The 25,648-nt window shown below is 57.5% G+C and carries 30 protein-coding genes; 15 read left to right on the top strand and 15 right to left on the bottom strand.

Translation table 11 applies throughout. The features are described 5' to 3' along the window. Positions 1-56: 56 nt before the first annotated feature. The 9 genes from ccmA to ccmI are packed head-to-tail and all read left to right on the top strand — an operon-like array spanning position 57 to position 6,503. On the top strand, positions 57-671 hold the full coding sequence (gene ccmA / locus CR159_RS04435; RefSeq protein WP_102072813.1) for a cytochrome c biogenesis heme-transporting ATPase CcmA: 615 nt from the start codon (positions 57-59) through the stop codon (positions 669-671). Then, entirely contained in the window at positions 668-1,351 is a 684-nt protein-coding gene (gene ccmB / locus CR159_RS04430; protein ID WP_102072812.1) for a heme exporter protein CcmB, read from the top strand. The genes ccmA and ccmB overlap by 4 nt, the downstream gene beginning before the upstream one ends. An 11-nt stretch (positions 1,352-1,362) precedes the next feature. Further along, the gene (ccmC, locus tag CR159_RS04425; RefSeq protein ID WP_102073061.1) at positions 1,363-2,100 is read left to right on the top strand and encodes a heme ABC transporter permease CcmC; all 738 of its coding nucleotides are present in this window, start codon (positions 1,363-1,365) and stop codon (positions 2,098-2,100) included. Continuing rightward, positions 1,995-2,291: a heme exporter protein CcmD gene (ccmD, locus tag CR159_RS22185; protein WP_369406244.1), complete on the top strand. Its 297-nt coding sequence runs from the start codon at positions 1,995-1,997 to the stop codon at positions 2,289-2,291. Before ccmC ends, ccmD begins: the two co-directional genes overlap by 106 nt. After that, positions 2,275-2,715 (top strand): cytochrome c maturation protein CcmE, encoded by a 441-nt coding sequence (gene ccmE, locus CR159_RS04415; RefSeq protein WP_102072810.1) that lies wholly within the window; start codon positions 2,275-2,277, stop codon positions 2,713-2,715. The genes ccmD and ccmE overlap by 17 nt, the downstream gene beginning before the upstream one ends. Before the next feature lie 5 nt (positions 2,716-2,720). Further along, positions 2,721-4,682: a heme lyase CcmF/NrfE family subunit gene (locus CR159_RS04410; protein WP_102072809.1), complete on the top strand. Its 1,962-nt coding sequence runs from the start codon at positions 2,721-2,723 to the stop codon at positions 4,680-4,682. Continuing rightward, the gene (locus CR159_RS04405; protein ID WP_102072808.1) at positions 4,679-5,203 is read left to right on the top strand and encodes a DsbE family thiol:disulfide interchange protein; all 525 of its coding nucleotides are present in this window, start codon (positions 4,679-4,681) and stop codon (positions 5,201-5,203) included. The genes CR159_RS04410 and CR159_RS04405 overlap by 4 nt, the downstream gene beginning before the upstream one ends. Next, complete coding sequence (locus tag CR159_RS04400) at positions 5,200-5,655, top strand: cytochrome c-type biogenesis protein (RefSeq protein ID WP_102072807.1); 456 nt, start codon at positions 5,200-5,202, stop codon at positions 5,653-5,655. Before CR159_RS04405 ends, CR159_RS04400 begins: the two co-directional genes overlap by 4 nt. Further along, positions 5,652-6,503 carry a c-type cytochrome biogenesis protein CcmI gene (gene ccmI / locus CR159_RS04395; RefSeq protein ID WP_102072806.1) on the top strand — a complete coding sequence of 284 codons (852 nt, stop codon included), beginning with the start codon at positions 5,652-5,654 and terminating at the stop codon, positions 6,501-6,503. The genes CR159_RS04400 and ccmI overlap by 4 nt, the downstream gene beginning before the upstream one ends. Before the next feature lie 152 nt (positions 6,504-6,655). Here ccmI and CR159_RS21530 read toward each other — a convergent pair whose 3' ends face one another. The 7 genes from CR159_RS21530 to parA form a co-directional block, all read right to left on the bottom strand. Further along, complete coding sequence (locus CR159_RS21530; RefSeq protein ID WP_158238503.1) at positions 6,656-6,802, bottom strand: ACT domain-containing protein; 147 nt, start codon at positions 6,800-6,802, stop codon at positions 6,656-6,658. A gap of 97 nt (positions 6,803-6,899) precedes the next feature. Next, positions 6,900-8,846: a relaxase/mobilization nuclease and DUF3363 domain-containing protein gene (locus CR159_RS04385; protein WP_102072804.1), complete on the bottom strand. Its 1,947-nt coding sequence runs from the start codon at positions 8,844-8,846 to the stop codon at positions 6,900-6,902. Continuing rightward, the gene (locus CR159_RS21645; RefSeq protein ID WP_199173236.1) at positions 8,827-9,150 is read right to left on the bottom strand and encodes a hypothetical protein; all 324 of its coding nucleotides are present in this window, start codon (positions 9,148-9,150) and stop codon (positions 8,827-8,829) included. The genes CR159_RS04385 and CR159_RS21645 overlap by 20 nt, the downstream gene beginning before the upstream one ends. A gap of 150 nt (positions 9,151-9,300) precedes the next feature. Further along, positions 9,301-9,852, bottom strand: a complete 552-nt coding sequence (locus CR159_RS04380) for a S26 family signal peptidase (RefSeq protein WP_102072803.1) — start codon at positions 9,850-9,852, stop codon at positions 9,301-9,303. Continuing rightward, positions 9,849-10,394, bottom strand: a complete 546-nt coding sequence (locus CR159_RS04375; protein ID WP_102072802.1) for a DUF2840 domain-containing protein — start codon at positions 10,392-10,394, stop codon at positions 9,849-9,851. Before CR159_RS04375 ends, CR159_RS04380 begins: the two co-directional genes overlap by 4 nt. Beyond that, entirely contained in the window at positions 10,391-10,666 is a 276-nt protein-coding gene (locus CR159_RS04370) for a chromosome partitioning protein ParB (RefSeq protein ID WP_102072801.1), read from the bottom strand. The genes CR159_RS04375 and CR159_RS04370 overlap by 4 nt, the downstream gene beginning before the upstream one ends. Further along, the gene (gene parA, locus CR159_RS04365; RefSeq protein ID WP_102072800.1) at positions 10,663-11,301 is read right to left on the bottom strand and encodes a ParA family partition ATPase; all 639 of its coding nucleotides are present in this window, start codon (positions 11,299-11,301) and stop codon (positions 10,663-10,665) included. Before parA ends, CR159_RS04370 begins: the two co-directional genes overlap by 4 nt. On the opposite strand from parA, the gene CR159_RS21525 reads away from it, so the two are divergent. After that, entirely contained in the window at positions 11,300-11,449 is a 150-nt protein-coding gene (locus CR159_RS21525; RefSeq protein ID WP_158238502.1) for a hypothetical protein, read from the top strand. The two genes, parA and CR159_RS21525, sit on opposite strands and share 2 nt — an antisense overlap. Positions 11,450-11,611: 162 nt before the next feature. On the opposite strand, the gene CR159_RS04355 is transcribed toward CR159_RS21525, so the two are convergent. The 4 genes from CR159_RS04355 to CR159_RS04340 form a co-directional block, all read right to left on the bottom strand. After that, positions 11,612-12,457, bottom strand: a complete 846-nt coding sequence (locus CR159_RS04355) for a replication initiator protein A (RefSeq protein WP_102072799.1) — start codon at positions 12,455-12,457, stop codon at positions 11,612-11,614. A 26-nt stretch (positions 12,458-12,483) separates the two neighbouring features. After that, positions 12,484-12,768: a helix-turn-helix transcriptional regulator gene (locus CR159_RS04350; RefSeq protein ID WP_102072798.1), complete on the bottom strand. Its 285-nt coding sequence runs from the start codon at positions 12,766-12,768 to the stop codon at positions 12,484-12,486. Positions 12,769-12,851: 83 nt separating this feature from the next. Then, on the bottom strand, positions 12,852-13,640 hold the full coding sequence (locus CR159_RS04345) for a DUF2285 domain-containing protein (protein ID WP_102072797.1): 789 nt from the start codon (positions 13,638-13,640) through the stop codon (positions 12,852-12,854). A gap of 344 nt (positions 13,641-13,984) precedes the next feature. Further along, positions 13,985-14,335 carry a DUF2958 domain-containing protein gene (locus CR159_RS04340; RefSeq protein WP_102073059.1) on the bottom strand — a complete coding sequence of 117 codons (351 nt, stop codon included), beginning with the start codon at positions 14,333-14,335 and terminating at the stop codon, positions 13,985-13,987. 300 nt (positions 14,336-14,635) lie between these two features. On the opposite strand from CR159_RS04340, the gene CR159_RS04335 reads away from it, so the two are divergent. Beyond that, positions 14,636-14,932 (top strand): helix-turn-helix domain-containing protein, encoded by a 297-nt coding sequence (locus CR159_RS04335; protein ID WP_102072796.1) that lies wholly within the window; start codon positions 14,636-14,638, stop codon positions 14,930-14,932. A 72-nt stretch (positions 14,933-15,004) separates the two neighbouring features. On the opposite strand, the gene CR159_RS04330 is transcribed toward CR159_RS04335, so the two are convergent. Next, a complete protein-coding gene (locus CR159_RS04330; RefSeq protein WP_102072795.1) occupies positions 15,005-15,319 on the bottom strand; it encodes a DUF736 domain-containing protein in 315 nt (104 codons plus the stop codon). A gap of 271 nt (positions 15,320-15,590) precedes the next feature. On the opposite strand from CR159_RS04330, the gene CR159_RS04325 reads away from it, so the two are divergent. Together CR159_RS04325 and CR159_RS04315 are read left to right on the top strand one after the other, a co-directional pair. Continuing rightward, positions 15,591-15,845, top strand: a complete 255-nt coding sequence (locus tag CR159_RS04325) for a hypothetical protein (RefSeq protein ID WP_102072794.1) — start codon at positions 15,591-15,593, stop codon at positions 15,843-15,845. A 259-nt stretch (positions 15,846-16,104) separates the two neighbouring features. Beyond that, a complete protein-coding gene (locus tag CR159_RS04315) occupies positions 16,105-17,355 on the top strand; it encodes a hypothetical protein (RefSeq protein ID WP_102072793.1) in 1,251 nt (416 codons plus the stop codon). 417 nt (positions 17,356-17,772) lie between these two features. On the opposite strand, the gene CR159_RS04310 is transcribed toward CR159_RS04315, so the two are convergent. Both CR159_RS04310 and CR159_RS04305 read right to left on the bottom strand, forming a co-directional pair. Next, a complete protein-coding gene (locus CR159_RS04310; protein ID WP_102072792.1) occupies positions 17,773-19,845 on the bottom strand; it encodes a ParB/RepB/Spo0J family partition protein in 2,073 nt (690 codons plus the stop codon). A gap of 83 nt (positions 19,846-19,928) precedes the next feature. Further along, on the bottom strand, positions 19,929-20,753 hold the full coding sequence (locus CR159_RS04305) for a DUF932 domain-containing protein (RefSeq protein ID WP_102072791.1): 825 nt from the start codon (positions 20,751-20,753) through the stop codon (positions 19,929-19,931). 684 nt (positions 20,754-21,437) lie between these two features. Here CR159_RS04305 and CR159_RS04300 point away from each other — a divergent pair. Both CR159_RS04300 and herA read left to right on the top strand, forming a co-directional pair. Continuing rightward, positions 21,438-22,673: a DUF4297 family anti-phage-associated protein gene (locus CR159_RS04300; RefSeq protein ID WP_102072790.1), complete on the top strand. Its 1,236-nt coding sequence runs from the start codon at positions 21,438-21,440 to the stop codon at positions 22,671-22,673. After that, on the top strand, positions 22,670-24,439 hold the full coding sequence (gene herA, locus CR159_RS04295) for an anti-phage-associated helicase HerA (RefSeq protein ID WP_102072789.1): 1,770 nt from the start codon (positions 22,670-22,672) through the stop codon (positions 24,437-24,439). Before CR159_RS04300 ends, herA begins: the two co-directional genes overlap by 4 nt. Positions 24,440-24,564: 125 nt before the next feature. Here herA and CR159_RS04290 read toward each other — a convergent pair whose 3' ends face one another. Next, complete coding sequence (locus CR159_RS04290; protein ID WP_102072788.1) at positions 24,565-25,092, bottom strand: JAB domain-containing protein; 528 nt, start codon at positions 25,090-25,092, stop codon at positions 24,565-24,567. Positions 25,093-25,648 lie beyond the last annotated feature (556 nt).

The raw sequence follows: 25,648 nt of genomic DNA, 5'->3' as shown, positions 1-25,648 counted from the left end.
ATGTAGTGAGCTGACGACTGCTGAGACGGTCATTTAACTTGGAAACAAGGTCGGCGTTGCTTGAAGTCATTAATCTGCAGTGCGTGCGCGGTGAGCGCAGTCTATTTGATAGCTTGAGCTTTCAGCTCAAGGCTGGCGAGTGCTTATTGCTTCAGGGCGAAAACGGCAGTGGCAAAACCAGCCTACTACGTATGCTCGTCGGCCTAACACCTCCGACTACCGGAACCGTCCATTGGAATGGACGGCCGATAAAACAATGGGGCGACGAATATGGACGCGAACTACTTTATTGCGGTCACTCTCCGGGTTTGAAAGAAGATCTAAGTGCAACAGAAAACCTAACCTTCGGATCAGCCTTAGCGGATATACAGGTTGGCTCATCTACTGTGTATGACGTCTTGCATCAAGCGGGATTACGGGGTTGCGAACACCTTCCAGTACGAGCCTTGTCGCAGGGACAAAAACGCCGCGTAAATTTAGCCAGGTTATTACTCCAGAAACGTGCGTTGTGGCTGCTGGACGAGCCCTTGACCGCATTGGATACGAAGGCAAGTCGGTGGATAGTCGAATTGATCGACCGTCATCTGGGCGACGGCGGCATTGCCGTTTTGACGACGCATCAAGACATGAAGTTGGCGCATGCAACGCAGACCATCCGAGTCGGCGCATGATTGACGCGCTCGGTCTGACCGCGCTTTACGGGATCATTAAGCGAGACCTAAGGCTTGCCATGCGATGCAAGTCCGATGTGCTGACAGTTTTGTCGTTCTTTGTGATCGTGGTCAGCCTGTTCCCACTAAGCATAGGCGCTGAACGCGATACGCTTCGACAAATCGCCCCTGGCATTCTCTGGGTGGCCGCCTTGTTGGCCACCGTTCTATCGCTCAACCGGTTGTTTGAACAAGACTATATCGATGGCACTTTGGAGCAAATGGTCCTTTCACCGTCTCCATTGGGAGTGCTGGTGCTGGGTAAGGTGATCGCGTACTGGCTATTGACGGGCTTGCCATTGACATTGCTTGCGCCGCTCTTGGCCTTGCAGTTCGATTTGCCGACTCCGTCTTTACTTGTACTGGCCATTGCGCTGTTAATCGGCACTCCGGTACTTAGCCTGATTGGAGCAATCGGAGCGAGCCTAACGCTGGGTCTGCGAAGTGGCGGCGTTCTGGTGGCATTACTTGTATTGCCGCTTTATACGCCAGTTCTGATCTTTGGTACCGGTGCTGTTGATGCCGCTGCAGCCGGTTCAAGCGCCAGCGCAAATCTTTCCTTACTGGCGGCCATACTGGCTTTGGCCAGCTTTTTCGCGCCTTGGGCCACCACGGCGGCGTTGCGAATTGCATTGGAGTAATGGCCAGACACATGATCAATTGGTTTAAGTACTCATCACCAAGAATGTTTTATCCGCTTGCCGGGAAGCTTATTCCCTGGTTTGGCGCGGCGGCAGCACTTCTGGCCGCCGCAGGCCTGTATGTGGGTTTCTTTGTGGCGCCTACCGACGCCCAGCAAGGCGAGGGCTACCGCATAATTTTCCTGCACGTTCCAGCCTCTTGGATGTCGATGTTCATTTATTTGATCATGGCCTTCTGGTCTGGAGTCGGATTGGTATACAACAGCCGCCTATCCGCCATGATGGCGTCGGCCTTGGCGCCCACCGGTGCCATGTTCACTTTCCTTTCCTTATGGACGGGTGCCTTGTGGGGTAAGCCAATGTGGGGAACCTGGTGGGTCTGGGACGCGCGCCTGACGTCCGAACTGATCCTTTTCTTCTTGTATATGGCCTTCATTTCGCTTCAGTCAGCCGTGGAAGAGCCTCGGCGGGCAGACAAGGCTGGTGCCGTGCTTGCGCTCGTCGGCGTGGTGAATATTCCCATTATTTACTTTTCGGTTCAATGGTGGAGCACCTTGCATCAAGGAGCCTCTGTCTCATTAACGCAGGCGCCCTCCATGGCCACGATCATGCTGGCAGGCATGCTGCTTATGGCTTTAGCGTCATGGATGTATACGATCACGGTCGCACTGATACGCATACGTTGCGTCATCCTGGTACGCGAGCGCCATGCGGGTTGGTTAAACGAATTAAAGGAGATAAAGCGATGATCTGGTCAAGCCCCGCCGAATTCTTCGCCATGGGCGATTATGGGACATACGTATGGGGATCCCTAGGTGTGACCATCGCGGTTATCTACATCGAGTGCTTTTTGCTTCGCCAACGCCGTAAAGGGGCCTTAACACAGGTAAAGCATGAACTCAGTCTGGACAAAAGGTTGCTCAATGAAGAATCGTCATAAACGTATCGCACTCATCGCAGGCGGCCTGGTCGCACTCAGCCTAGCCACGGCATTGGTGCTCAATGCGTTCCAAAACAATCTTGTGTTCTTTTTTACACCGACACAAGTCAGCGCCGGCGAAGCACCTCAAGAACGCACTTTTCGCGTGGGAGGAATAGTACAAGCAGACAGTGTGCAGCGCGATGGACTTACGGTGCAGTTTATCGTAACCGACAACGCAAAAATGGTACCGGTAAGTTACACGGGGCTACTTCCCGATCTGTTCAGCGAAGGAAAAGGTGTTGTTGCCCAAGGCAAGCTAGAACCTGATGGCCGGTTCCTAGCTCAAGAAGTGCTCGCCAAACACGATGAGAACTATATGCCGCCGGAAGCACAACATGCCTTGGATGAGGCCAGTAAAAACATCCTAACAGCGAGTCCATAACCATTATGTTTCCTGAACTCGGCCATTTCGCTTTGATTTTGACGTTATTCGTCGCGCTTGCACAGGGGGGCATAGCCCTTGCAGGTGCCGCGCGCAACAATTCGGCATGGATCGCGTTTGCTCGGCCAGCTGCGCGCGTGCAGTTTCTACTAGTCATCATAAGTTTTATGGTGCTTGTGTGGTCATTCGCCGTTAGCGACTTTTCAGTGGCATACGTCGCCCATAACTCTAATACACAATTGCCCTGGTTTTACCGGCTAGCCGCCACGTGGGGTGGCCATGAAGGATCGCTTTTGCTGTGGCTGCTCATGCAAACCGGTTGGGCGTATGCCGTAAGCATATTTTCAAAACAACTGCCCGATGCCATGGTCGCCCGCGTACTCGGGGTGTTGGGCTTGGTCACCGCCGGGTTCTTGCTCTTTGTGTTGCTGACCTCCAACCCCTTTGAGCGCCTGGTGCCTGCGCCGCTGGAAGGAATGGATCTGAATCCACTGCTCCAAGATGTTGGATTGATCATGCATCCACCGCTACTTTATATGGGCTATGTCGGATTCTCTGTGGTCTTCGCATTTGCCATTGCCGCCCTGCTGGCTGGACAATTGGATGCGACCTGGGCCCGATGGTCTCGACCCTGGGCGACGGCAGCATGGTTGTTTCTAACCTTGGGCATCACATTGGGCAGTTGGTGGGCCTACTACGAACTGGGCTGGGGTGGATGGTGGTTCTGGGACCCTGTAGAGAATTCATCATTTGTTCCATGGCTGGTGGGTACGGCGTTGATTCATTCGCTGGCTGTAACGGAAAAACGCAACAGCTTTAAAAACTGGACAGTACTTCTTGCCATCAGTACCTTCTCGCTGTCGTTGCTGGGCGCTTTCCTGGTGCGCTCAGGGGTGCTGACCTCCGTCCACGCCTTTGCTACCGACCCGCGCCGAGGCGTGTTTCTCCTGATGCTGTTCGCGGTGGTGACGGGCTCGTCATTGCTTTTGTTCGCTTTGCGTGCGCCCCAAATCGGAATGGGAGGCCGATTCGCGTTGTTATCGCGTGAATCTCTTTTGCTGACGAACAATGTGTTGTTGGTTGTCGCCACCGGCGCTGTCATTCTTGGAACCTTATATCCACTTATTCTTGACGCGCTAGGACTGGGCAAGCTGTCTGTCGGGCCGCCCTACTTTGATACCGTCTTCGTACCGTTGATGGTACCCGCCTTGCTGCTCATGGCCGTGGGGCCAGTGGCTAACTGGAAATCGGCAAAGGTTAAGGCTCTGATAAAACAACTGCGTCTACCCGCTGGGGTCGCGGTGATCGTTGGTATCGGCGTGCCATTTCTGATGGGGCGCTGGTCTGTAGCCGTGGCTATGGGTGTGGCCGTGGCCGGGTGGATAGCCACGGCGGTCGTTACCGGCATCCTTCAACGTATGCGTGCGACCCGTAGCGGTCTGCTGGCTCAGCCGCGTAGCTGGCTAGGCATGCATGTGGCACATTTGGGCATCGCCGTGTTCGTAGCAGGTGTAACACTAGTCACGGGCTACGAAACGGAACAGGACCTGCGCATGGTGCCTGGCAATACCGCTACGTCGGGAGGCTATGAACTGACGTTTCAGGGTGTCAATAAAGCTTTAGGCCCAAACTACAAGGCGGACGTCGGTGATGTCTTGCTGTCAAAAGATGGGCGTGCCTTACGTTCCCTCCATCCCGAGAAACGCACTTACCTTTCATCGGATATGCCGATGACGGAAGCCGCGATTGATGCCAACGGTCTACGCCACATCTACGTCGCCTTGGGCGAACCTATTGACAACGAAGCTTGGGGGGTGCGTATTTACTATAAGCCCTTCGTTGACTGGATCTGGATTGGTAGCATCTTGATGGCTGTGGGAGGGCTATTAGCCATTAGTGATCGCCGCTATCGGCTTAAGCGTCGCGAACGGCGAAAAGTTTTAGTTGCTAAAGGAGCCACGCCATGACTCGCTTCTTACTGCCGCTAGCGGCCTTTATCGTGCTGGTCGGTTTTCTGGCGGTTGGCTTGACGCTAAAACCCAGCGACGTACCTTCGCCCCTCATTAATAATCCGGCGCCCGATTTCACCTTGCCCCAGTTGGCCTCTGCGGACGAAACATTCACGCCACAAGACATGAAAGGCAAGGTGTGGCTGTTGAACGTATGGGCGTCTTGGTGTCCGCCTTGCCTTGAGGAGCATCCTGTCATTACGGACCTGGCGACAACGCATGCATTGTCCATTGTCGGCCTTAACTACAAAGATGCACCCGAAGACGCAATCTCATGGCTCAAACGCCATGGCAATGCCTATGAGACGTCGGTATCCGACGAGCAAGGGCTGGCTGGTAACGACTACGGTGTCTATGGCGTACCCGAAACCTACGTTATCGATAAATCAGGCGTCATCCGTTATAAACATACCGGAGCGGTAAGCTACAGCGAAGCGCGCGACACGATCATGCCGCTAATACGCGAGCTTCAGCAATGAAACGTCTATGGCTGTTTCTGCTTTGTGCCGCTGTTTCCCTGCCCTCGTTCGGCAATAGTGGCGCAACGGAAGCACGTATGCTGGATATAGCCACCGAGCTACGCTGCCTTGTGTGTCAAAACGAAACGATCGCCGCTTCACGCGCTGATTTTGCTGTGGACTTGCGTGAGCGAATCCGTGAGCAGATCGATGCGGGAAAAAGCGACACCGAGATCCAGGCCTATATGGTCGCCCGGTATGGCGAATTCATACTCTACCGTCCGCCGTTAAAGGCCACCACGTTATTGCTATGGTTCGGGCCCATGCTGTTGTTGCTTTCGGGGCTGCTCATATTGGTAAGAACGCTGCGCCGTCTAAAGCTTAGCGTCATCGAGTTGGCGCTAAGCGACGACGAGCAGAAAAGAGCCGAGACACTGCTAGGGCACTCAATAAATACCGGAAATCAACCATGAATCTAATTTTTCTCAGTGGTGCGACACTGCTTCTAGTGTGTGTTGCGCTTTGGCTGGGGCGAGTTCTTTGGCGCGGCCCAACATCCGATAGCGATGTTGAGCATCATGCCGTCAATGCGACGGTACTGCGTGACCAGTTGGCTGAGCTGGAACAAGACTTCGCCAACGGTATCTTATCTTCGCGCGATTTCGCTGACGCAAAGCAAGAGCTGCAGCGACGGGCTCTCCACGAAGCAGAACCCAATACGAACCTATCCCAAAAAAGCCTTGGCGGCAAGCGCGCCGCGGTGGCTTTGATTATCGTTCTACCTCTGGCCACCGCATTAACATACTACTCGTTGGGCAATCCGGCGGCGACTCTTCCAACGCCGGTGCAAAGCGCTCCCGCGATGACACAAGCCGATGTACAAGCCATGGTCAATGGACTTGAGGCCCGTCTGGCAAGCAATCCTGACGATCCCGCTGGATGGCTCATGCTGGCCCGTTCTTACCGTTACTTCGGAAAGTATGAAAATGCAGCCACCGCTTTCGATAAGGCCTCGCCCATCGTCCAGGCGGATCCGCTGGCGTTAACCGAGTATGCCGAAACACTCGCCAGAATCAATCAAATGGGATTTAAAGGAGAGCCGACGCAATTGCTGGAGCGCGCTCTAACGCTCAATCCTCGTGAACCATTCGCCCTGACTTTGGCGGGTGCCGCAGCACTTGAGCGCCGCGACTATCAATCGGCTATTAATCACTGGCAACAATTGCTTGAGCAACTGCCGGTTGACTCAAATGCGGCACAAGCTGTCGCAAACACCATTGAGCAAATACAGCAGGAAAAGGCCAGCGTTATGACTCCATAAACTGCTGGCATTGAGTAGCAAGCAACGATGGAACAGTCTACCTAAGCGCTACGCGATTCGTTCTTGACGCGGCCTTGGTCGAGTTCTTTGTAAAAGGTGCACAGAGCATCCGACTGTCGGCTCTCACCGTCTCAGGTGCTACGCGGTATATGCTAATAACGCATCAAACCTTTCCCACTGGTTGGCTCAACAGGCTGGAAAAATCCTTCCAGTTGCGCGAATACCGCATGCTCAGCATAGTGCCGGCTCACTGCGGTGACATCTTCGAGCTTTTCGATCTGGCGGATAATTTGCGGCAACCCCCGGTCCTCATTGACCAGCAACCAAGTACGGTTGTATCGGCCGTCGCCGACGGACAGGCAGAGGATACCCGGTGAGAGGAGCAAAGCGGGAGTATCACGAAACGCTTGGTCCTCGTTGCCTCCCAATCTCCCATGACACCCCGCCGCCACGCACCGTCGCGGCAATCTGCTGCCCCAGCCGCTGCTCAATCACTGGCTTCCACGGCACCAGGCTGAACCCCATGCCGTCATCAAGCATGGCGTAGCGCCCGCTGGCTAGCATGACGCTGCGGCGGTAGATGCCGCTCACGCGCTGCCCATCGGCCACGGGACGATGTTCCAGACCAGATTCGACGGAAATATCCTGTTCGGCCTGCGCCACTTCCCGATTGCGTAGCATTCGCAGCAGGTTGCGCGCGAGGATCATGCGGTGACCACGCCGCTCGGCCAGCCCCTGTTCGCCCAGGAAATCGCCGCGCAGTTGCAAGGCTTGTTTTACCTCGCTACCAAAACCCATATCGCCCAGCCCCTTGCCGCCGCCAATCAACTGCTGATCTAGCCAGGTCGCGCCGATCACGCGGGCTTGCCGCTCGATGGGTAGATGTGATTTCAGCTCCACGGCCACGCCGCCCAGGCGCTGCGCGTCGTACTGGCGGCCGCGCTCCGGCAGATCATTCGGTACTTTCCAGACGCCTTCGCTCTGCCGTTCCACCAGGCCAGCGCGACGCAAGGCTTCCAGCCGCCGGATATGGGCTTCAACCACTTCGTGCGGATGCCGGTCTGGGTGTGGCTGGGCACTGGCAACCGCCAGATGGTGATCGGTGCGGTAGATGCCATCAACGGCCAACGCGGTGATGGTCTTGTCCGCTGCGCGCACGGCGGTCGATCCCTTAACCTCCACCACAGCCCCTGTTGGGTATTGCTCCAGTTCTGTCCTGGAAGGCAGCGCCACATAATGCGCCTTGCCATCGGTACCATCGACGATCAAATAACCCTTGTCGTACAGCTCGTCAGCCAGTCCTTTACCGGCCACCCGACCGACAACGGTGCGGCCATCCTCGCTAGGCTGGAACACGGCCAGTTCACGCGGCTTGCCGCTCATGGCACGCTGCATGGTGCGGATGATGTCGCCACGCTCGCCCATCGCCCACAAGGTGGACTCCGCATCGGCATGGATGGCCCATACGCCAGTCTGGATTTCACTTGCCAACCCCATACGCTGCAAGCGTTGCAATCGGCCGACCAGTAGCAGGCGCTGGCGTTGCAGCCGGGGTTCCGCTTCCAGCCGTTCGGTGCGCACCAGGCCATCCACCGCCTCGCATTGCAAGGTGCGATCCAAACCCGTCCACCGCTCCTGATCCACTTCACGCTGCATGCCTCGCTGGATCTCCAGTTCGGTGCGCGGCCCCAGCCATTCGGTCGCCAGCTCCGAAGCCCGCTCGCGGATGCCTTGGCTGATGTAGTCGCGGGAGATGATGAGGTCGCGGCCACCGTCGTCCTTGCCGCGCAGCACGACGTGCGTATGCGGGTTGTCGGTATTCCAGTGATCGACCGCCACCCATTCCAGTCGGGTTCCCAGATCGGCTTCCATGCGGGCCATCAGGTGGCGGGTGTAGGTGCGCAGATCGTCGAGCTGTTCGGCCTCTTCGGGCGAGACGATAAGGCGGAACTGGTGCCGGTCCTCGCGGCCACGTTCCTCAAAGGCAGCCAAGTCGGCATCATCAGTCGCCGGGCCATAGGCGTTGCCCGGTTCGCCATCGCGCCCCACACCTTCGCGCTCGACATAGCGCAGGTGCGTCGCCGTCGAACGCGGCCCGGCCTTGGCAAGATTGACCAGCCGAGTCTTAATGGTCACGCGCCGGAAACCAGTGGTGAGCGAAGCGCTGGTAAAGCGGGCCGCGACGTGCCCGCGTCCCAGTCGGGCACCGGGTCGACGGCTTGCCTTGGCGGCCTTGACACCGGCCTTGCTTGTCTGGCGCAGCACCTGGCTGATGAAGGCATCGCCGCGCTGCTTGGGCGCCCCTGGGTGGAGGCGGAAACGGTCATCGTCGTTGCGGCTCATGCGGTGCCCCCATCCAAGACGGTCGCAGCCAAGCGTGCGAGGCACGCGCTTTCTTCAACATCGACAAGGCATTGACTATCCACGCGGCACGGTGCCGCAACCGGCGCGTGCCGCGTCGCCCCCACGTGCAGACTGCTTTTTCGCGCAACGACGTGCCGCGACCTTTTATCTTGCCTTCCGCCTTTGCCCCTCGCTGCCGCTCCTGGCATCGGCGGTCCGGCGGTACTACGCTGCTGGCAGCCAGCCCGCCTGAACGCACGCGATGCCGCTCGCTGGGTACGTTCGGGGCAAACAATCTGCACATGGGGATGCACGCCGAAGCGCGCATGACGACACGGCGAACACACGTCGATCGGCATGCCTGATAGCACGTCAACGACAGGCGGCAGCGCGACGGATGGGCTGCATGGAAAACGAAGGCCAACGCGCCAGCGAGGCCGGAAGTCAACCAAGGTCACGGTTGCGTCTCCAGGTAGATAGGATGCGCGGTGCCGATCACGGCGGATGCATTGATCGGTCCGAAGTAGCGGCTGTCGAACGACGCCGGATTGGTCGTGCTCAACAAAAACAGTTCGCCATCGGCCAGCGGGCGGCACTGCGGCCAGGATGGTAAGGACCGGCCCATGCGGTCGGCAGGCCGTACGGCAGCCACCGGCACGCCGTCGATGCACACTTGGCCGGCGATGATACAAACATGTTGCGGCGCAACGGCACCCACTCGTTTAAGCAGTGGGATGTGCAACGGCAGGTAGCCGCGCTGTGCAGCCAGTGCGGCTACGTCTGCCGGAAGCCGGGTCAGAACGATGCTGCCCACGGACAACGGACGTGACAGCGAATCGGCACGCTCGATGCGATACCAGCCGACTGAAACACTGTCGGAGGGGTTGTAGATGATATGCACCGCAGACGGCACGAAGGACGCCCAGGCCAACGCGGCGAGGCCGCAGGCGGACAGGACGGCCAGCACGATGCGAACGCGCAGGCGCGAGCGAGGTTCTACTGTCATTGCAATCCCCTCCCGGCCATCCAAGCGATGTGCCGCCCAGCGCTGTAATCCGGCAGCGAAAGGCGCGCGGCCACGCGGTTGCCCAGCGTGCGCCAGTACGCGGGCGACACGTCAATGGCGGCGATACCCAACGCTTCGATAGCGTCGATCCTCTCCAGCACGGCGCGCACCTTTTGTTCGCCCTCGACGTGCAGCAGCAGGCGCGCGCCGGGCTGTACGCCGGGGATGCGCTGCACCGCGTCCAGTGGCGTGCAAGCCTGCATCACCATAAGCTGCCAGCGGATCGTTCCGTAGTGATTGGATTCCCAGCGGATGCGGCAGAACATGGACGCGGGCAGGAACATTGCACAGCGCCGCCAGCGATCGAGCTGGAGCGTGCGCACCGGTTCGCCAAAGCGCAGGTAGAGATTGAAACGCCGTTCGACGAACGCCAGCGAGACGCGAATCAGTGGCACGCTGTCGGTCGGGCTGGCAAGTTTATGCGGCGGTTGTGTTAGCACAGCCGATTCTGCTACCGGCTGCGCCTCGTGGTTTGCAGTCATGGTGTGTTCTCCGGGAACTCGCGCTCCAGCAGTGCGCGCAGCAAGGCGGCCACAGTCACGCCTTGCGTGAAGGCCGAGACCTTGATGCGCGCCCGCAAGGCGAGTGTGATGTCGATGGTCAGGCGGGCCGTGTGGGGGTCGCCTTTCTGGAGGTCGACGGTATCGCCCTGGCGAATCCACGCCTCGGCGTGCGGATTCGTGGGCGGACGCGCACCGATGGTGATGCGCTTGCCCATGCGTTTGCCGTTCGACGTGTTGCTTTCGCTGCTCATGGCGACCACCGCAATAGTTCATCCACCAATGCGGTGACTTCGCGTGCGGCGGCGCTGTCCGGTGCCAATTCACGCGCGAGCCGACCGGCCGCCACGCTGTCGGCAAAGACGATGCGTTGACGAACCTCGGCGCGCAGCGCCAGTAGCGGTTGATCGGCCAGCGCCTTGCGGGCTTCGCGTCCGATCACCGTGGTGCTGACACGGCGATTGATGACGAAGGCGGCGGCAAGCTGGGGTCGGAACACCTGCGCCTCGCGGATCAGCGCCACCATCTCGGCGCTGGCCCACAGGTCGTAGGGGCTGGGTTGCACCGGAATCAGCACGCAATCGGCTGCCAGCAGCGCGGAGCGTGCCAACGCGGCGATTCGGGGTGGGCCATCAATAACGACATGATCGGCCCGTCTGGCGATCTCTGGCGCTTCCTGATGTAGGGTTTCCCTTGCCAGACCTACAGCGCTGAACAGCCTTGGCAAGCCTTGCTGGCTACGCCGTTGTGTCCAATCCAGTGATGAACCCTGGGGGTCGGCGTCCAGCAACACCACGTGCTGACCGCGCAGCGCAAATTCGCCGGCGATGTGCGTGGCAAGCGTAGTCTTACCCACGCCGCCTTTTTGGTTGAGTAAGGCGACGATCATGACGTGGCCCTCCTGTCAGGAAAGCTGGCCTGTTTTTGTTCTGCTGAACGGGGTTGGTTTTGGGGCTGTTTTTGCAGATTTTTTTGCTGTTGGCGTGGCAGCGCTTTATGCTTTTGAGCACTTATCCACCGGAATGGCGCCCTTCTAAACGTTAGAGTAGTGAAGTTACCTAAGTTAGAGCGCCCGCAAACCAGCGTCCTTATTGGCTTTGCAGCGACTTCATACTCCTGATAGCACGATAGCCGTACTCCCGATAGCACGATACCCCTTACTCCCGATAGCACGACACTATTCACAGGTTTTCCCGTGGTTATCCCCGTGCCGTGAGCGGCACGGGCCGAAACGTCAGCAACTCCCTGTGGTCCTTGGGCCTGCACACGATGCCCAACTCGTAGCCGGGTAAGGATTGCTTGGCCACCAGGGCGCGCAGGTCGTAGGCAAAATCCGAAAAGCGCGCGTGGCTGCCGGATTTTTGGTGCAGATAGCGAAAGTCGAATTGCCAGCCGGCTTCCTGTCGGCCGCCATGCTTGCGCACCAGACGGTACAGCCAGCGTTCGATGCCGCCGGTCAGCTTGAAATACGCCGGGTCGATGGTCAGCACCAGGGCGGCATCCACCACGCCCGCATAAAACCAGTCTGGCAGAATCAGTTCGATGCCCAACGGCGTACCCTGAGCATCGGCCAGTTCCTTCCACTCGTTGATCCAGGAAAAACGGTGCAGTCGCCGCCCGGTGGTTTCGCGGATGGACGTGGCCACCGTGGTCGATTGCAGCCGATCCAGCGCGGCCTTGAGGCGCTGGTAGTCGCGCGAGCCCGTGCCGCGCCCGATAAATCGCAGTATCTCGTAGGGCGTGGCCCGCATCAGCCGCGAGGTGGGCAAGCCCGCGTCCTTCGCCTCCACGATCTGGCTGGCGGCCCAGATCAGGATGTCGGCATCCCAAATCGTGGCAATGCCGTGCTCGGCCGTGCCCTCCACACGAAGTATGGTGTTCCCATTGCGGAAGTCGATGGGCGCTACGCGCCGCGACTTCGCCAGCGAAAAAAACGGATAGGCCATCAAGTCCTGAGCGTCGCGCGGCGCCATGTCCCCCGGCAGCGCCTGGAACAGGTCGAGCTGTTCCCGTGACGGCAAGGCTTGCCCTGGTGGGCTGGACATGGCGATGGCTACCAGCGCGCCGACGATCAGCGGCCATCACGGTAATCACCCGGGTAACGCTCAGCGTATTCAGGATCGGATGTGGCTTCAAAACTGCGCGCATCGGCCCAGGCATCGAGGTCGGCGACCGCGTACATGACGCGGCGACCGAATTTGCGGAACTTCGGCCCGCCGCCGATCACGCGCTGCTTTTCCAGCGTGCGGGGCGACAGGCGCAGGTAGTCGGCAGCTTCGTCGTTGGTCAGGTAGCGTTGAGGTTGCGCGGTCGTGATGACGGCAGCGGTAGCGGGTCGGACAGGTGCGGGTCGCATGGGGTAGACCTCCATCGGTCAGGAAAGCCCGGCCACACAGCGCGACCGGATGGAGGTAGTCTCAAGAAATGTGGGCGGCTTGCTCAGGGTCGTTTTGCCGTGCGTGCAGAACGACCCTCCCCAGGGCATTCGAACTGTGCCAAGCGACGATGGCCACCACTCATCAGCGCCTTGCCGCGCCGCACCAGGCGGCGCACCTTGGAGCGCAAGCCACCGTCGGTGTACCAGCCCTCGGCCACCGCCTCTGCGCCGAACAGTCCTTCGGCCACCTCGCGCAGGGACGCGCCCGCCAGAGTGGCGTCGAGCGCCTGTAAGGTGTGCAACTCCAGCAGCGACGCCGGAGATGGCCGCGGCTTGGCGGTTGCAAGCACGGCACCGATGACCAGCTTATCCAACTCCGCGACAAGTGCCTGATAACGGGGATAAGCCGTAACGCAGGCGCGGATGGCATGGACGTAGGCCATGCCATCGCCCAAGCCCGGCGCGAAAGCCAGCCGCACGCAGTAGCCTGGCCACTGCGTGACCAGCACCAAGCGCTTGCCATCATGGATCAGGCGCTTGTCGCCAGGAATACGCCAAAACTCGAAGACCAGGGCATCTGGCGGCGGATCGGCATCAGGATAGAGCTGCACCACACTATCGTGATCGGGAAACCAGGCCGGGTGCGCGTTGCGTGCATCCAGGCCGGGATCTTCCAGCACGCGCAACCCCCAGCACTCGGCGGCCTCTTGCCGGCGGCGACGGCGCAGCCAGTCGCGCCGGTAATCGGGATGGCGGCGCAAATACTCCCAGGCAAGAGCTGGGCCATCAAGATGCAGCACGTAAAGATACGCGGCGGTCGGATGCCAATGTTTGGCGCTCGAATCAGCCATAACGCAAACCTCCGTGGCTCAGCGGGGGCGACGTCCGAACAAAACGAGCACAACGAAGTTTCAATTAGTTAATATTTGATTGCTAATTAATTAAAATGAAACTAAAAGAATCAAGTCCGATTGAGTCTTAACCGTTGCGCAGATCATCCTTATGCGACGCTGGCACCGCTGAAAAATCAGGATGCAACATCAAGCACCATGCCGTATTCCGCGCCAAAGATCATGACTGTTTACGTCAGGACAACATCGCTTTAGTGCAACACCCCTAATTCAGACCGAATCGGTCTGAAGTGAGAAGAAAAGAGTCTCAATGCCCAGCCTTGCAGGGTTACGGACGGCTCCGGTCAATCAACGATGGAGCCGTTGGCCTGTGCCAGCCGCGCATAGTCTGACAGCGCGCGCGTGGCCCGGAAATAGCGGTCGTGCATCACGGGCTGTTGACGCGGCCCGACGATGGACGCCAAGGCGGAGAGCTGCACGGTTCCCACGTCCGGCATTCCCAACCCCAAGTCGATCAGGCCATAGGCCGTGTCGCCGTCTTCAGGGTCAAGCGAAACGAGCAGCCAAGTCACATGAGCGTCCGGAGTAAAAAGCCGCACGACCGGCAGCGGGTCGATGCTTGAGTCGGCGATGCGGGCTTGCCCGTTGGCCAGCAATTGTGCGCGTTCTTCGTCGGTGATGAGTGGGTTGTTCATGGTTGCGCTGCCCACCAAGCCATCGATGCGAAAAAACGCTGGCCCACCCAAGCGCAAAGCCGCCAATCTGTATCCGTGCTTTCCTGCAAAGACATGGAGGCGGCTTCCATTAAATCCGTGGAATCGTGTAATCGTAAAGTCGTTTCTGCGCGAGTCATAGAAAGCACGGTAGCGGTTTCCTGGTTTTGAGGAAATCCACCCATACGGATTTCCGTCATTACACAAAAAGAAGATGAAATACAGATGAATGAGTTAAATATAACGTGGTTTTAATTGTGCCGACAAACGACGCTTCTGTCTATGCAGAAGCGATCCATCCAGCGCGGCCGACCCGTCGGCGCCACCACTTTTGACGCCGAGTTGGCGCAAGCCTTCGGCATGGCGGTGCGTGCGCTACGCACGGAACGCGGCATCGCCCAGGAAACGCTGGCGAACCTGGCCAGCATCGAGCGTTCCCACCTGGGCAAGATCGAGCGTGGCGAACACACGCCCACCTTGGCGGCCATTTTCAAGATCGCCCGTGCGCTGGAATGCGGCACGGCCGTGCTCATGACCCAAACCGAAGGCCAGCTTACCGACGGTCAGGACCAACGGTAAGGTCTACGGCGGCGGCGCCGCTATTAGCCATTGGGTGGACATGCGCCCCGCCAAAAGGCGGGGCGCGGTGTGTTAAGCCGCTTGCGGCTTGCTGCGCGACCAGAGCAGGTCGTGCGTGCCGTCCTCGTTTTCGATCAGGCGAGCATAGATCGTGGCCGAGAACGAGGGGTCATCCAGAGTCACAGACAGGTATTCCCGCCCAGCCTCGCTGGTTTTACGCCACGCCGCGCCGATGTCATAACCGGTCACTTGAAGGCGAAAATCGGGGGCTTTGCCGTTTTCGCCCTTGTCGTTGGGTATCAGCTTAACCTTGACGTTAAGCGTCAAGGTGCGCAGTGTGCCGGTGAAGCCGTCTTTGTCTGCGGTAAAGGTGCCGATGTTGGCCATGGTCATTCTCCTTTCAGTGAATCAAGGTCGCGCCAGTGCGTCCTTGTTGTGATCCGGTCGGCGGGGGTGGGCTGGACGCACCGCGACAGCGGCCGCAACAAGGTGAAGGACCGGGAAGCACAAAGAATTTGTCTCGCGAGGAAGCCGGCCCCGGCGGCGGGGAAATTGTTTGTGCTGAAGGGTTGCGGCCAATAAGTCCAAGGCCTTGCCGTCCCCCGCCAGGATTCACGACAAGACAAGGACGTACCGGTCGATCATCCTGCAAGGAGAGATGGCGAACTCGGTTTCTCCGCATGACGGCTTTACCGGTGTGTGTCCTGACATGGGCGGGCTCCAGCCCCCCAATGATGGGCGCAAACGCCCCCGCCGCAGAGTGCGGCGCTGCATTGAAGGCGTGGTGTACAAGTTCCATAAGCAGGCTGAGCGGCATGTCGGTGAACCGCCCCTCGTGATGTCCAGAAAAGGAACTGCCAGCATCGAGGACGGCACGCTTGCGTGCAACCTGCCGCAGCAAGCCCTGGCGTAGCGTTACCCGCACCGCCTTTTGGCGAGGCGCTGCTTTTACCGCAAGCAAAGCGCGCAGCGCCCTAGGCGCGAAGGCGTGAGGGATTAAAGCCGAATGGCCGTGACAGCGAAGTCAGCACGGGGCGCAGCCCGAAAGCCCGGCGGCGCATTGCGCCGACACGGCTAAAGTCTTCTCCCCATGCAACAGGAAATCGCATAACAGAGTACGCTGATACAAATGATCAGAGCACCATTAAATTGTGATCCATACGCGAGCCCCTATGATGCTTTCCATTGAAAAACCCGAGCTATGCCAGCAAATTCTGCAATTCCCTGGTGGGATCCACTGTATTCGCCTACCTGGAGAAAATAGACCGCGGATTATTTTGAAGCTACCGGCCAACTACCTGTTGCCGATAAAAATCAACAAGAACTTCAAAATCTACGCAGTACCTGTCGATGTGTCTGGAAGTTCCTCTATCGGTCTGATGTGTGCATTTTTTGAAGATGCCGATAACCCGTTAGTATGCTGGCGGTTATTGGACTCAGGCAGCGAAACCCTAGACCTGCTACATGCACTCACCAAACACGAAGTTTTATTGCACCTGTTTGACGATCAGAATCGGGAGTTGCTTGGCTATCTTGCTGAAATTGACATGCCGCTAATGGCAAAAATTCGGCTGGAACACGCTAGGAACCCTGACCTCACTCATGAGAGTTATAACGTCGCGCATGAGCAGGCAACAGCATGGTTTGGCTTGAGAAGTACACAAGATGATGCCGAAGCCATTCACATCCGCGTCATTGAGCCTCTATTTCCTGAAGATCTAACCGTCCTAGATATGCGACCTGACCTGCATAAGTTTCATGGGAGCAAGGGATACGGCTTCACCTCTCTTGAAAGAACTGATCCTGGCCTCTATCAAGAAAGGGACATCATTAATTTGCTTCAGAGGGTCTTTCGGCCCGATCAGATTTATCACGCGCCCAAAAGATATTACGACAAGGAAGAGATTGCCGATATTGTGGTCATCACCGACACAACCTGCCTGATAATTCAGGCAAAAGACGCACCCAATACCGAGCTAACGCTGAATCGCACGCTACAAAGAAAACGACTGGCATCAACACACATGCTGAAAGATGCGCTAAAGCAACTCTCCGGTGCCGTAAAGTATGTTGACAGGAATCGCCCGCTTCGGATGCTCATGAGTGAGCAAGAGATTTCAATCGATCTCGGCAAACGCAACGTGCTCTCCTTGGCGATAGTACGAGAACTTTTTGTCGATATGTATGACGAATACAGCCAGGAGCTATTCAGATTTTTCGATGAAATCAACCTGCCGTGCATCGCACTTGATTATGCGGAACTACACAGTTACACAAGTTTTTGCAAAGACGAAAGTAGCTTTCTGGGCGCTTACTTTCAGGTATTCGACAACGCACGCCGGCTTAAATCATTTCCACGGCTCCGCTTTGGCATGAATGACGCAAAGGCTTTGTCACGCGACCAAGGCTCAAGCGAAGTGTAGAAGGCGTATCGCTGCACCAAGCTCAAATGCTGGGCAGTTGGCCTTTAAGATTGGGCACGCACCGTACCGGGCGTGTAGGTCGCCTCCCTGCCCAAGCTTATCCACATATTCTGTGCGCAAGCCTGTGCATAACTGGTGAAGTTTTTATGACAAGCCTTATAGCGCGTGCCACACGCCTAACTGGGTCGGCGTTTATCCAGTGCGGCCATGGCCGCCTGATTTCAGGCGCGGTCAGCCAGCGGCGACGCTAAGCGCCTCTGCCCGCGTGGGCAACCCAACGCGGGCCGCCCCGGCCCCACCCGATCAGGGATGGGACCGGGGCGGTTTTGCGATGCAAGGCCTTGAATTCCCGGCACCGGGCCTGCCCGCAGGCCGGCCCGGTGCCTACCCTCGCCCGGTCAAACCCGGGCGATTCGCTTAAGCAGCCACAGGCACTACCGCATCGGCCTGCATGGCGTCGTGATCACCGGTTTCATCGTCATGCACCACGGCCTGTACATCGTCATCCGCTGCGCGGGCCGTCACCGTGGCGCAGGCATCGAGACGAAACACGTCGGGCATCCAGCCTGTACCGTCGACCAGCCGTTCGGCTTCGCTGGCAATATCGGCCTTTTTCAGCTTCGCCAGCCGGGAAACCTGTTCGGGCGCGAACTCGCCCACAGTTTCCAGAATGACCGCCTTGGACACATGCTTGAAGTAGCCTTCAGCGGTGGGTTGCCACCACGCCGCCATGTCCAGCCCCACGGCCTGCGCCAGTGCCCCGCCCGGTTGCGGCGACGTGGCGCGGGGCGTCACCGCATCGACCGAAACGGCGGCGCAGACCGCCAGCAGCCGCACCAGTTCATTTTGCGGCATCGCCAGCAAGGCGGCGAACAGGTCGGCGCTGTCCTGCGGCAAGGCTTGGCCCGCGACCTGCTGCCATTCGCGCAACGCCACGGCGGCGGGCGACTTCGGCCAATCGGGAGCCATGCTTTCGAGCCGGTCTTGCACGGTCAGGCTGATGCTCAACGGCAAGCGCTCACGATGGTAGCGGTCAGGCTGCCAGACGGTTTGCACCATGCCATGCACCACCGCCGCCGCCAGCGCCGCGTGTGGGTGCCGGGCCAGTTCAATTTGAAGGGCAGCGGTACGATGGGCGCTCAAGCGCTGCGCCAGTCGGTCGGACAGGACGGCATTCGTGGGCGGCTCATTTGCCGTGTCGCCCTCGTCATCGTGCGCGCCCTCCTCGTTGCCAAAGCCTTGGCGCAAGCGTTCCAAAGTGCGCAGCGCCTTTGCTTCGGCTTCCCGCATCAGGCCGCGATGCACGACAATATCGCCTTGCCGGTCTAGCGTGACAATGGCTCCGGCGGCGGCTTTGACGGTCGGGCTGTAGTTCAGCAAGCCCTCTTCCAGCGCCTGCAACTGTTCGCCTACGCGGTCGCCTTCGGTCTGCAAGGCGTCGGCTTTTTCCTCGTCGTCGGCTTCAAGCGCGGCATCGACGGCTTCGCCAATCGCTTGCATCTTGGCTTCCAGTTTTCCGATGCGTTCGCTTTCCCGCTTGGTCGGGCTGCGCCGCTCTCGCGGGGCCGACTGGAAAGATTGCAAGTCTGCATACGTGGCAGCGGGTGCTATATCCACCCATGCCCACCCTTCGGCTTTGACCTCGGCAGCGTGGCTGTCCAGCTTCTCGCGCACCAGCGTTTCCAATAGCATCGTATCGGTCATATAGACACCGCTATCGTCCTCGGCAAACAGATCGCGGCGAATGCCACCGCCTGCGGCTTCGTAGGCGTTAAGCCCCACGAAACGCACCAGCGGATGCTGTGCATCGATCTCGCGTTCGGTCAGTCGCTCACGCAAGGCATGGGGTTGGCGCTGCCACTGCGGCGCTTCGTAAAACGCGGCTTCCTGCGCGGCGTGATCGTCGGTGATGGCAAGCGCCATCAACTGCTCAAGGTTCACCGCATCGGCGCGATAATCGGCCAACAGACGCGGCGACACGTTCGCCAATTTCAAGCGGCGCTGCACCACCAGCGGCGTGACACTGAAATCGGCGGCAATGTCTTCGATGGGCCGACCCTCCAACACCAGCGCGGAAAACGCCTCGAACTGATCGGCCGGGTGCATGGCTTCGCGCTGTACGTTTTCGGTCAGGCTCACGGTGCGGGCGCTGGCGTTGGCCACCCGCAAACACGGCACGTTCCAATCCTTGGCGATGCGGCATTTTTTGGCCAGCAGTTTTAGCGCGGCCAACCTGCGGCGACCGGCCACGACTTCGTAATGCTCGCCATCGGCGGCCAGAGTCACGATCAGGTTTTGCAGCAGGCCGACTCGTTGGATGCTGGCGGCCAGTTCGGGAATCGACATGCGCGGTTGCTTCCGCACGTTGCGGCCCGTGGGCCGTGCCACCAGCCGCGACAACGACACCAGCATCATATTCTTGGCCGGGTCAGCGACTTCCTGCGCGGGGGTGGCGATGGCTTGGGTTTCGGTTTGGGTGATTGCGTTCATGATAAAACTCCTTGCAGTTTGCGGAAAATGCAGCAATGAAAGATGCGGCAAGGGTTGCTGCCTGCCCCTGCCACGTAAGGGGGTCAGGCTTTCAACTGGCGCATGCCCTCGGCCAGCAGCCACAGGGCGCGGTTCAGGCGAATGTCGGTATCAATGCCTTGCACCGCTCGGGTGCTTTGGCGGCGACCATTGGCGCTGCGGCCACGCAAACCGCCTTTGGTGAGGTTTTCCTGCACACGGTTAAACGCCATCCACAGATCGGGGCGGCGGTCGTCAAACCGGCGCGGTAGCAGAATCTGGTTCTCGGTGATGGGCGCGGGCTTGTCGGGGTCGTCGTACTTGAGCGCCAGCGCGGCGCGGGCGAAAATTTGGGCTTCGCCTTCATCGAGCGTCACGGCCTGCATGGCTTCGCGGGATTCCTGCACCCGCTCGAAACCTTGCAGCACCTCGTAAGCGCCTTGCACCACCTGATCGGATACATCGCCCTTGTGCGGGATGCGTACATCGGCCACGGTGTCGCCGCACACCAGTCCATTGCTGCACACAAAACGAAACGCCCCGGCCAGCATCTGGTAGCTGCTGGAACCATCGTGGGAATTGAGCAAGATAATTTCGTTGGCGATGCTGTCATTGACCTGATTGGCATGGCGCAAACGAATCATGTGTTTGGTGTGGTCGCGCCGGTCGTCGTTGCGCACGCGGGTCTGCGTCACCATGAAGGGCTGAAACCCCTCTTTCCGCAGTTCCGTCAGTACCGCCACCGTCGGGATGTAGCAGTAGCGTTCTGAACGGCTTTCGTGGGGTGCCTCGGCATAGATGGACGGAACCACGGCCCTGATCTGATCGTCCGACAGCGGAGTGTCGCTGCGAAGCACCGGGGAGCGGGAAGCAAAACGGGATGCAAGCATGGTGTTTCTCCTGACAAAAAGGGTTGCTGTTCAAACCGCACACCGGATTTCTAGATTCGGAAGCCCAGCGCTTTTGAGCTGTTGTTGTGCGGTCGGCACGAAGAACCCGGTTGGCCTCGTTGCCACCGTCTTTCCTGAGTTCGTCGCCCGCGACGGTCAGAAGCCCACGAACGTGGGCCGTCAAGGAAACAAGCGTCAGGTAGGTGCGGCCCGCAGGCGCAGCCGAGGACACGGCCTGGCGCGCCTTGACGGCACGCGGACACTGGCTACAGTCGCGGACAAGGTGATGAGGTCAGGAAAGATGGCTAGGCAGGCAACGGCCGTTATCTGGTGCTGCCCGCACGCAAGCGCGAGCGCGCAGGCCCGAAGCTGGAAGTCGGGCCGTAGGCGTCAGGGATGTGCAAGGCGGGCGTGGGCCCGTCCCGTTAAGGGATGAGCGAGGAGCGAACCTGAAGCAGCGCGGTGCGCTATGCGCAGACGCTATAGCTTGCTTACGTGATGAGTCTCAAGACCGGCAACATCATTTTGTTTATTTTTGATACGATTGGATGAGAATAGCCAATAACTGCCAATGCATTGGCAACAAAGCGGCTAGTAAGAGCAAGCGACATGGCTTTGAGCCGTGCGAAGGTCCGAAATTTAATCCTTCCTCGCTCCCGAAGTTAAAGACTTACAGGACTAACCGTGACAGATCGCAGCGCTACAGCAACCATAAAAGGCTATTTTTACCAGTTCGACCAAACGATCGTGCGGCTGCTCGAAGCCACTAAACATGGGAGCGTAACGGTCGAGGGTATTGAGGATATAGACCTGAACGACGGAAGCGCGAGCTCATTTGTCCAGTGCAAATATTACGAAGGAACCGAATATAACCACTCGGTCATCAAGCAAGCTGTGATTCACATGCTCAGACACTTTCATGCAGCAGGGTGCCCGAGCGATCAAGTTTTCAAGTACCGTCTCTATGGACATTACAAAGGTGGACAGCACAAGCTTGAGCTCCCTGTCACGGAAGCTTTCTTGATTAACAATTTCTTGACTTACTCACACGAAAAGAAAGAGCATAAAGTTCATGAAGAGTTATCAATAAAGCCTTCGCAGCTCGCCGCTTTTTTAGCACTTCTGGAAATTGATCTGAGCGCGCCTGCCTATGAGAATCAGCAAAAAAAGATTGTCGATCTTTTGATCTCTGAAATCCCTGACTGCAATGCTACTGATGCTGAGGTCTTCTATTACCCGGCCGCGATAAACGTAATTCAGGGGCTGGCCGTCGAAGCTGATGAGGCGAAGCGCACTGTCACCAGAAGCGAATTTCTCAAAGCAATAAATCGCAAAGAAATGGTCTTCAGCGGCTGGCTACAACAGAAATTCGGTGCCGACCACTACGCAAAAATGATTCGAAGAAAATTCTTCAAATCCAAGACAACAAAAATGCCGAAGGCGTCGAGGATCTTTGTGATTGACATGAATGGCGAGTATGAAGCGCGCAAGGCGGCTGCGATGCTTATCAGACTTGCAGACTTTTTTTCGCACAAAGAGCTTGTTAGAACCCCACAGCAGGATAGATTCTGTCCATACGTATTGCTACGAGGTCTCGACCCCGCAGAACTAATCGAACTCAAAGAAAATCTTTGGAAACAAGGGGTCAAGTTTGACGAAGGATATCCGTTCCAGGGAGCGGGTTTTTCCGCCACTCTGCTCGTAGCTGATCCAACTAAGGAAAACCTCTGGCGAGTTAAGTTCATTCCCTCCGAAGACCATTTGATGGCGACCGTCTCTGCAATTGCGGGATCACAGATTGAAGTCTACGACTTCTACAAATCAATACCGTTAGGCGATACGTTTATCCCAAAGGGAAAAACGTATCATCCGATCAAAAGCAACAGTTCCTATTTCATTCAAGAGGTCATACAAGCATGAGCGATTTAAGCGATATAAAAGCAGAGGTGATTGCAGTATTCCCCGATAAAGTGAGGATCTCGGTAAGCGACATCGCAGCATTCTCTGATGGTAAAAGCATTCGCGTCGGCTCCTATTTACGGATTACTGATAGCGAAGACTGCGCGCTGATCGCAATCATCGAGAACTTCTGCATTGAAGTGACCGAGAAAGCAGAACGTCGCCACATCATTGAAGCGCTACCACTCGGCATCATTACTGATGGAAAATTTATCCGTGGCGGTGACACGCTCACTATCCCACCGACAGGAGTGGCGCCAGCAACAGAAGCCGATATCAAAAAGATTTTTGAAGACTCCGTTGAGCCCAAGCTGAAATTTGAATTCAGCTCGTTAGTTTCCAATGCGGCAATTAAGGTGCCAGTGAACGGTGATCGTTTTTTCAACAAGCACATCGCTGTTGTCGGTTCGACAGGCGCGGGAAAATCGCACACGATAGCAAAAATTGTTCAGACAGCTGTTAGTGCGAAGGATGGAGACTACGCTCTCAATAATTCTCACGTTGTCATTTTTGATATCCACTCCGAATATAAATCAGCGTTTCCAAACGCAAATTTTCTCGATGCGAGCAACCTGACGCTACCATATTGGCTCCTCAACAGCGATGAGCTTGAGGAGGTGCTTCTGGATACCGGGGAACGTGACAATTACAATCAACAAGCCGTGTTTCGCCAACTCGTCACGGAGAACAAAAAAAGGCACAACGCCGGGGCGAAGTTCGTCTTCTACGATAGTCCACTGAAGTTCAACATTCACGAAGTGTTGAACGCGCTGCACAATATCAAGAACGAAACCGTGAACTCCAAAAATGAGACGCGGTACATGGTGGCCGATGGCTCATACTCGCTTCTTACTGAAGGGAAGACGGATGCAACACATGGCCTTCTTCTGGACGCAGATCAGAGACTCGACAAATATTTTGCGAGCCGGCTCACGTTCCATCCAACGAAAACTCATAGCATCACAGCCGGCAGTTACGCGGATAAATCTCTCGACAAATTCTTCACTCGCTTCGAATCGAAAGTCGCTCAAGATCGGCTTCAGTTCTTGTTTGGTCCTACCGCAGATACGGCGACTCTTGAAGGTACACTGATGAGCCTGCTCGGCTATGGCGACACTTCGTCGAATGTCACCATAGTCGACCTGAGTGGCGTGCCCTTTGAAGTGCTCAGTATCACCGTTTCGCTGATTTCCCGGATTCTGTTCGAGTATGGCTATCACTACAAGGTGATGAGAACCAATGCGAACGAGTCAATCAACAACGATGCCCCACTTCTTCTGGTCTATGAAGAAGCGCATAAATACGTGCCTAACAGCGACCTTGCCAGATTCCGAGCCTCGAAGTTTTCAATTGAGCGGATCGCTAAGGAGGGGCGGAAGTACGGCGTCACACTGCTACTTTCAAGCCAACGCCCATCTGAGATTTCCGAGACGATCTTCTCACAATGCAGCAACTTCCTAGCTATGCGGCTGACTAACCCGAGCGACCAAAGCTACGTGTCGCGCCTGCTACCAGACACGCTTGGCAATCTCTGTGAGAAATTACCCACCTTGGGAGCGGGAGAAGCCTTGCTCATTGGTGAGGCTGTCGTAATGCCATCGCTGGTGAAGGTCGACCCATGTAGCCCAGCTCCTTCGTCCACCGACATTCCGTATTACCAGCTCTGGAAAGAAGAGTGGAAGAAGCTTGACTTTCCAGGCATCAAGAAGACTTGGCTCAAGGAATAGCGAGGGCAACACTCCCGCCTGGTTTGCAAACGTCGGCAATAATGGCAGCAGACGGGCGGGCAGCGTCGTGCCATCGACTCCATCACCGCAGAAAAAGGCAAGCCCGCAGGCTTGCCGATAATGACTTAGAAAAGCCCCCTCTCCGCCATCGACAGCACCGTGGACCCCGCCACAATGAAGTGATCCAGCAACCGGACATCAACCAGCGCCAACGCCTGCTTCAGATGCTTGGTCAGCGCAATATCCGCTTGGCTCGCTTCGGCCAGCCCGCTTGGGTGATTGTGCACCAGGAAGATCGACAGCGCGTTTCGATGCAGGGCAATTTTCACGATCTCCCGCGGATACACCGACGCCTGATTGATGGTGCCGCGAAACGGCTCCAGATAGTCGATCAGCCGATGTTGACTGTCCAGCAGAATCAGCCCGCAGACTTCGTGCTCCAGCGCGGCGTTCAACCGCACTCGTAGAAAGTCTTTAACAAGCCTGGGCTGGGACAGATCCTGCCCATGCAGTTCATCGACATTGACCAGCTCGCGCGCCACCGTCAGGATTTCCTTACGGCTGGCCGCCCGCACGCCACCATCGGCTTCACGCACCAGCAACGCGCCGGCATTCAAAGTATCGGAATCAAGGGAAAGAGAATATTGCTGCATAACTGCCTCCGGTTCAGAACTCAGGCGGAATTGCCTGGAACCGAAGGGGTCACGCCGCAGCGCCAGCCGTCACAGGGTCGCAGACGGCCACCGGCCGCAAGCGCATCTATGCGCGCCGCCCTTGACGGCCAGACCGGCGTGAAACACTAGGAGGAAAGCAAGGCCGCCCCTCCCCCAACAGCCAACGATCTCGGGGTTAGGTAAGTGCCGACCGGCACGCGGCAGGCGTCAGCGATGTGCAAGGCGGGCATGGCCCGTCCCGTTAAGGGATGAGCGTATAGCGAAACCTGGAGCAGCGCGGTGTGCAAAGCACAGACGCAATGGCTTAATCAGGCAATGAATTTCAAAAGCGACAACACCATCTTGTTTATTTTTGATACATTCGTAAGCAGTGCTATTGCGTTCAACAGCCATGAAAAGGTTAGAGCCTTAAAGTGGACCCTGGAATCGAGACAGCGCTTTAAGCTGTAGTCCGAGGAGGATTACAAGGTGGTCGAAGTCAGGAAACGCAAGGTTCACAGCGCAGAATTCAAGGCCAAGGTCGGGATGGAAGCGG

This window comes from Pollutimonas subterranea (assembly GCF_002849655.1).
In the GTDB taxonomy this organism is placed as follows: domain Bacteria; phylum Pseudomonadota; class Gammaproteobacteria; order Burkholderiales; family Burkholderiaceae_B; genus Pollutimonas; species Pollutimonas subterranea.
Note: the sequence above shows the minus strand (reverse complement) of the source record. Positions and strands in the feature narration are given on the sequence as shown.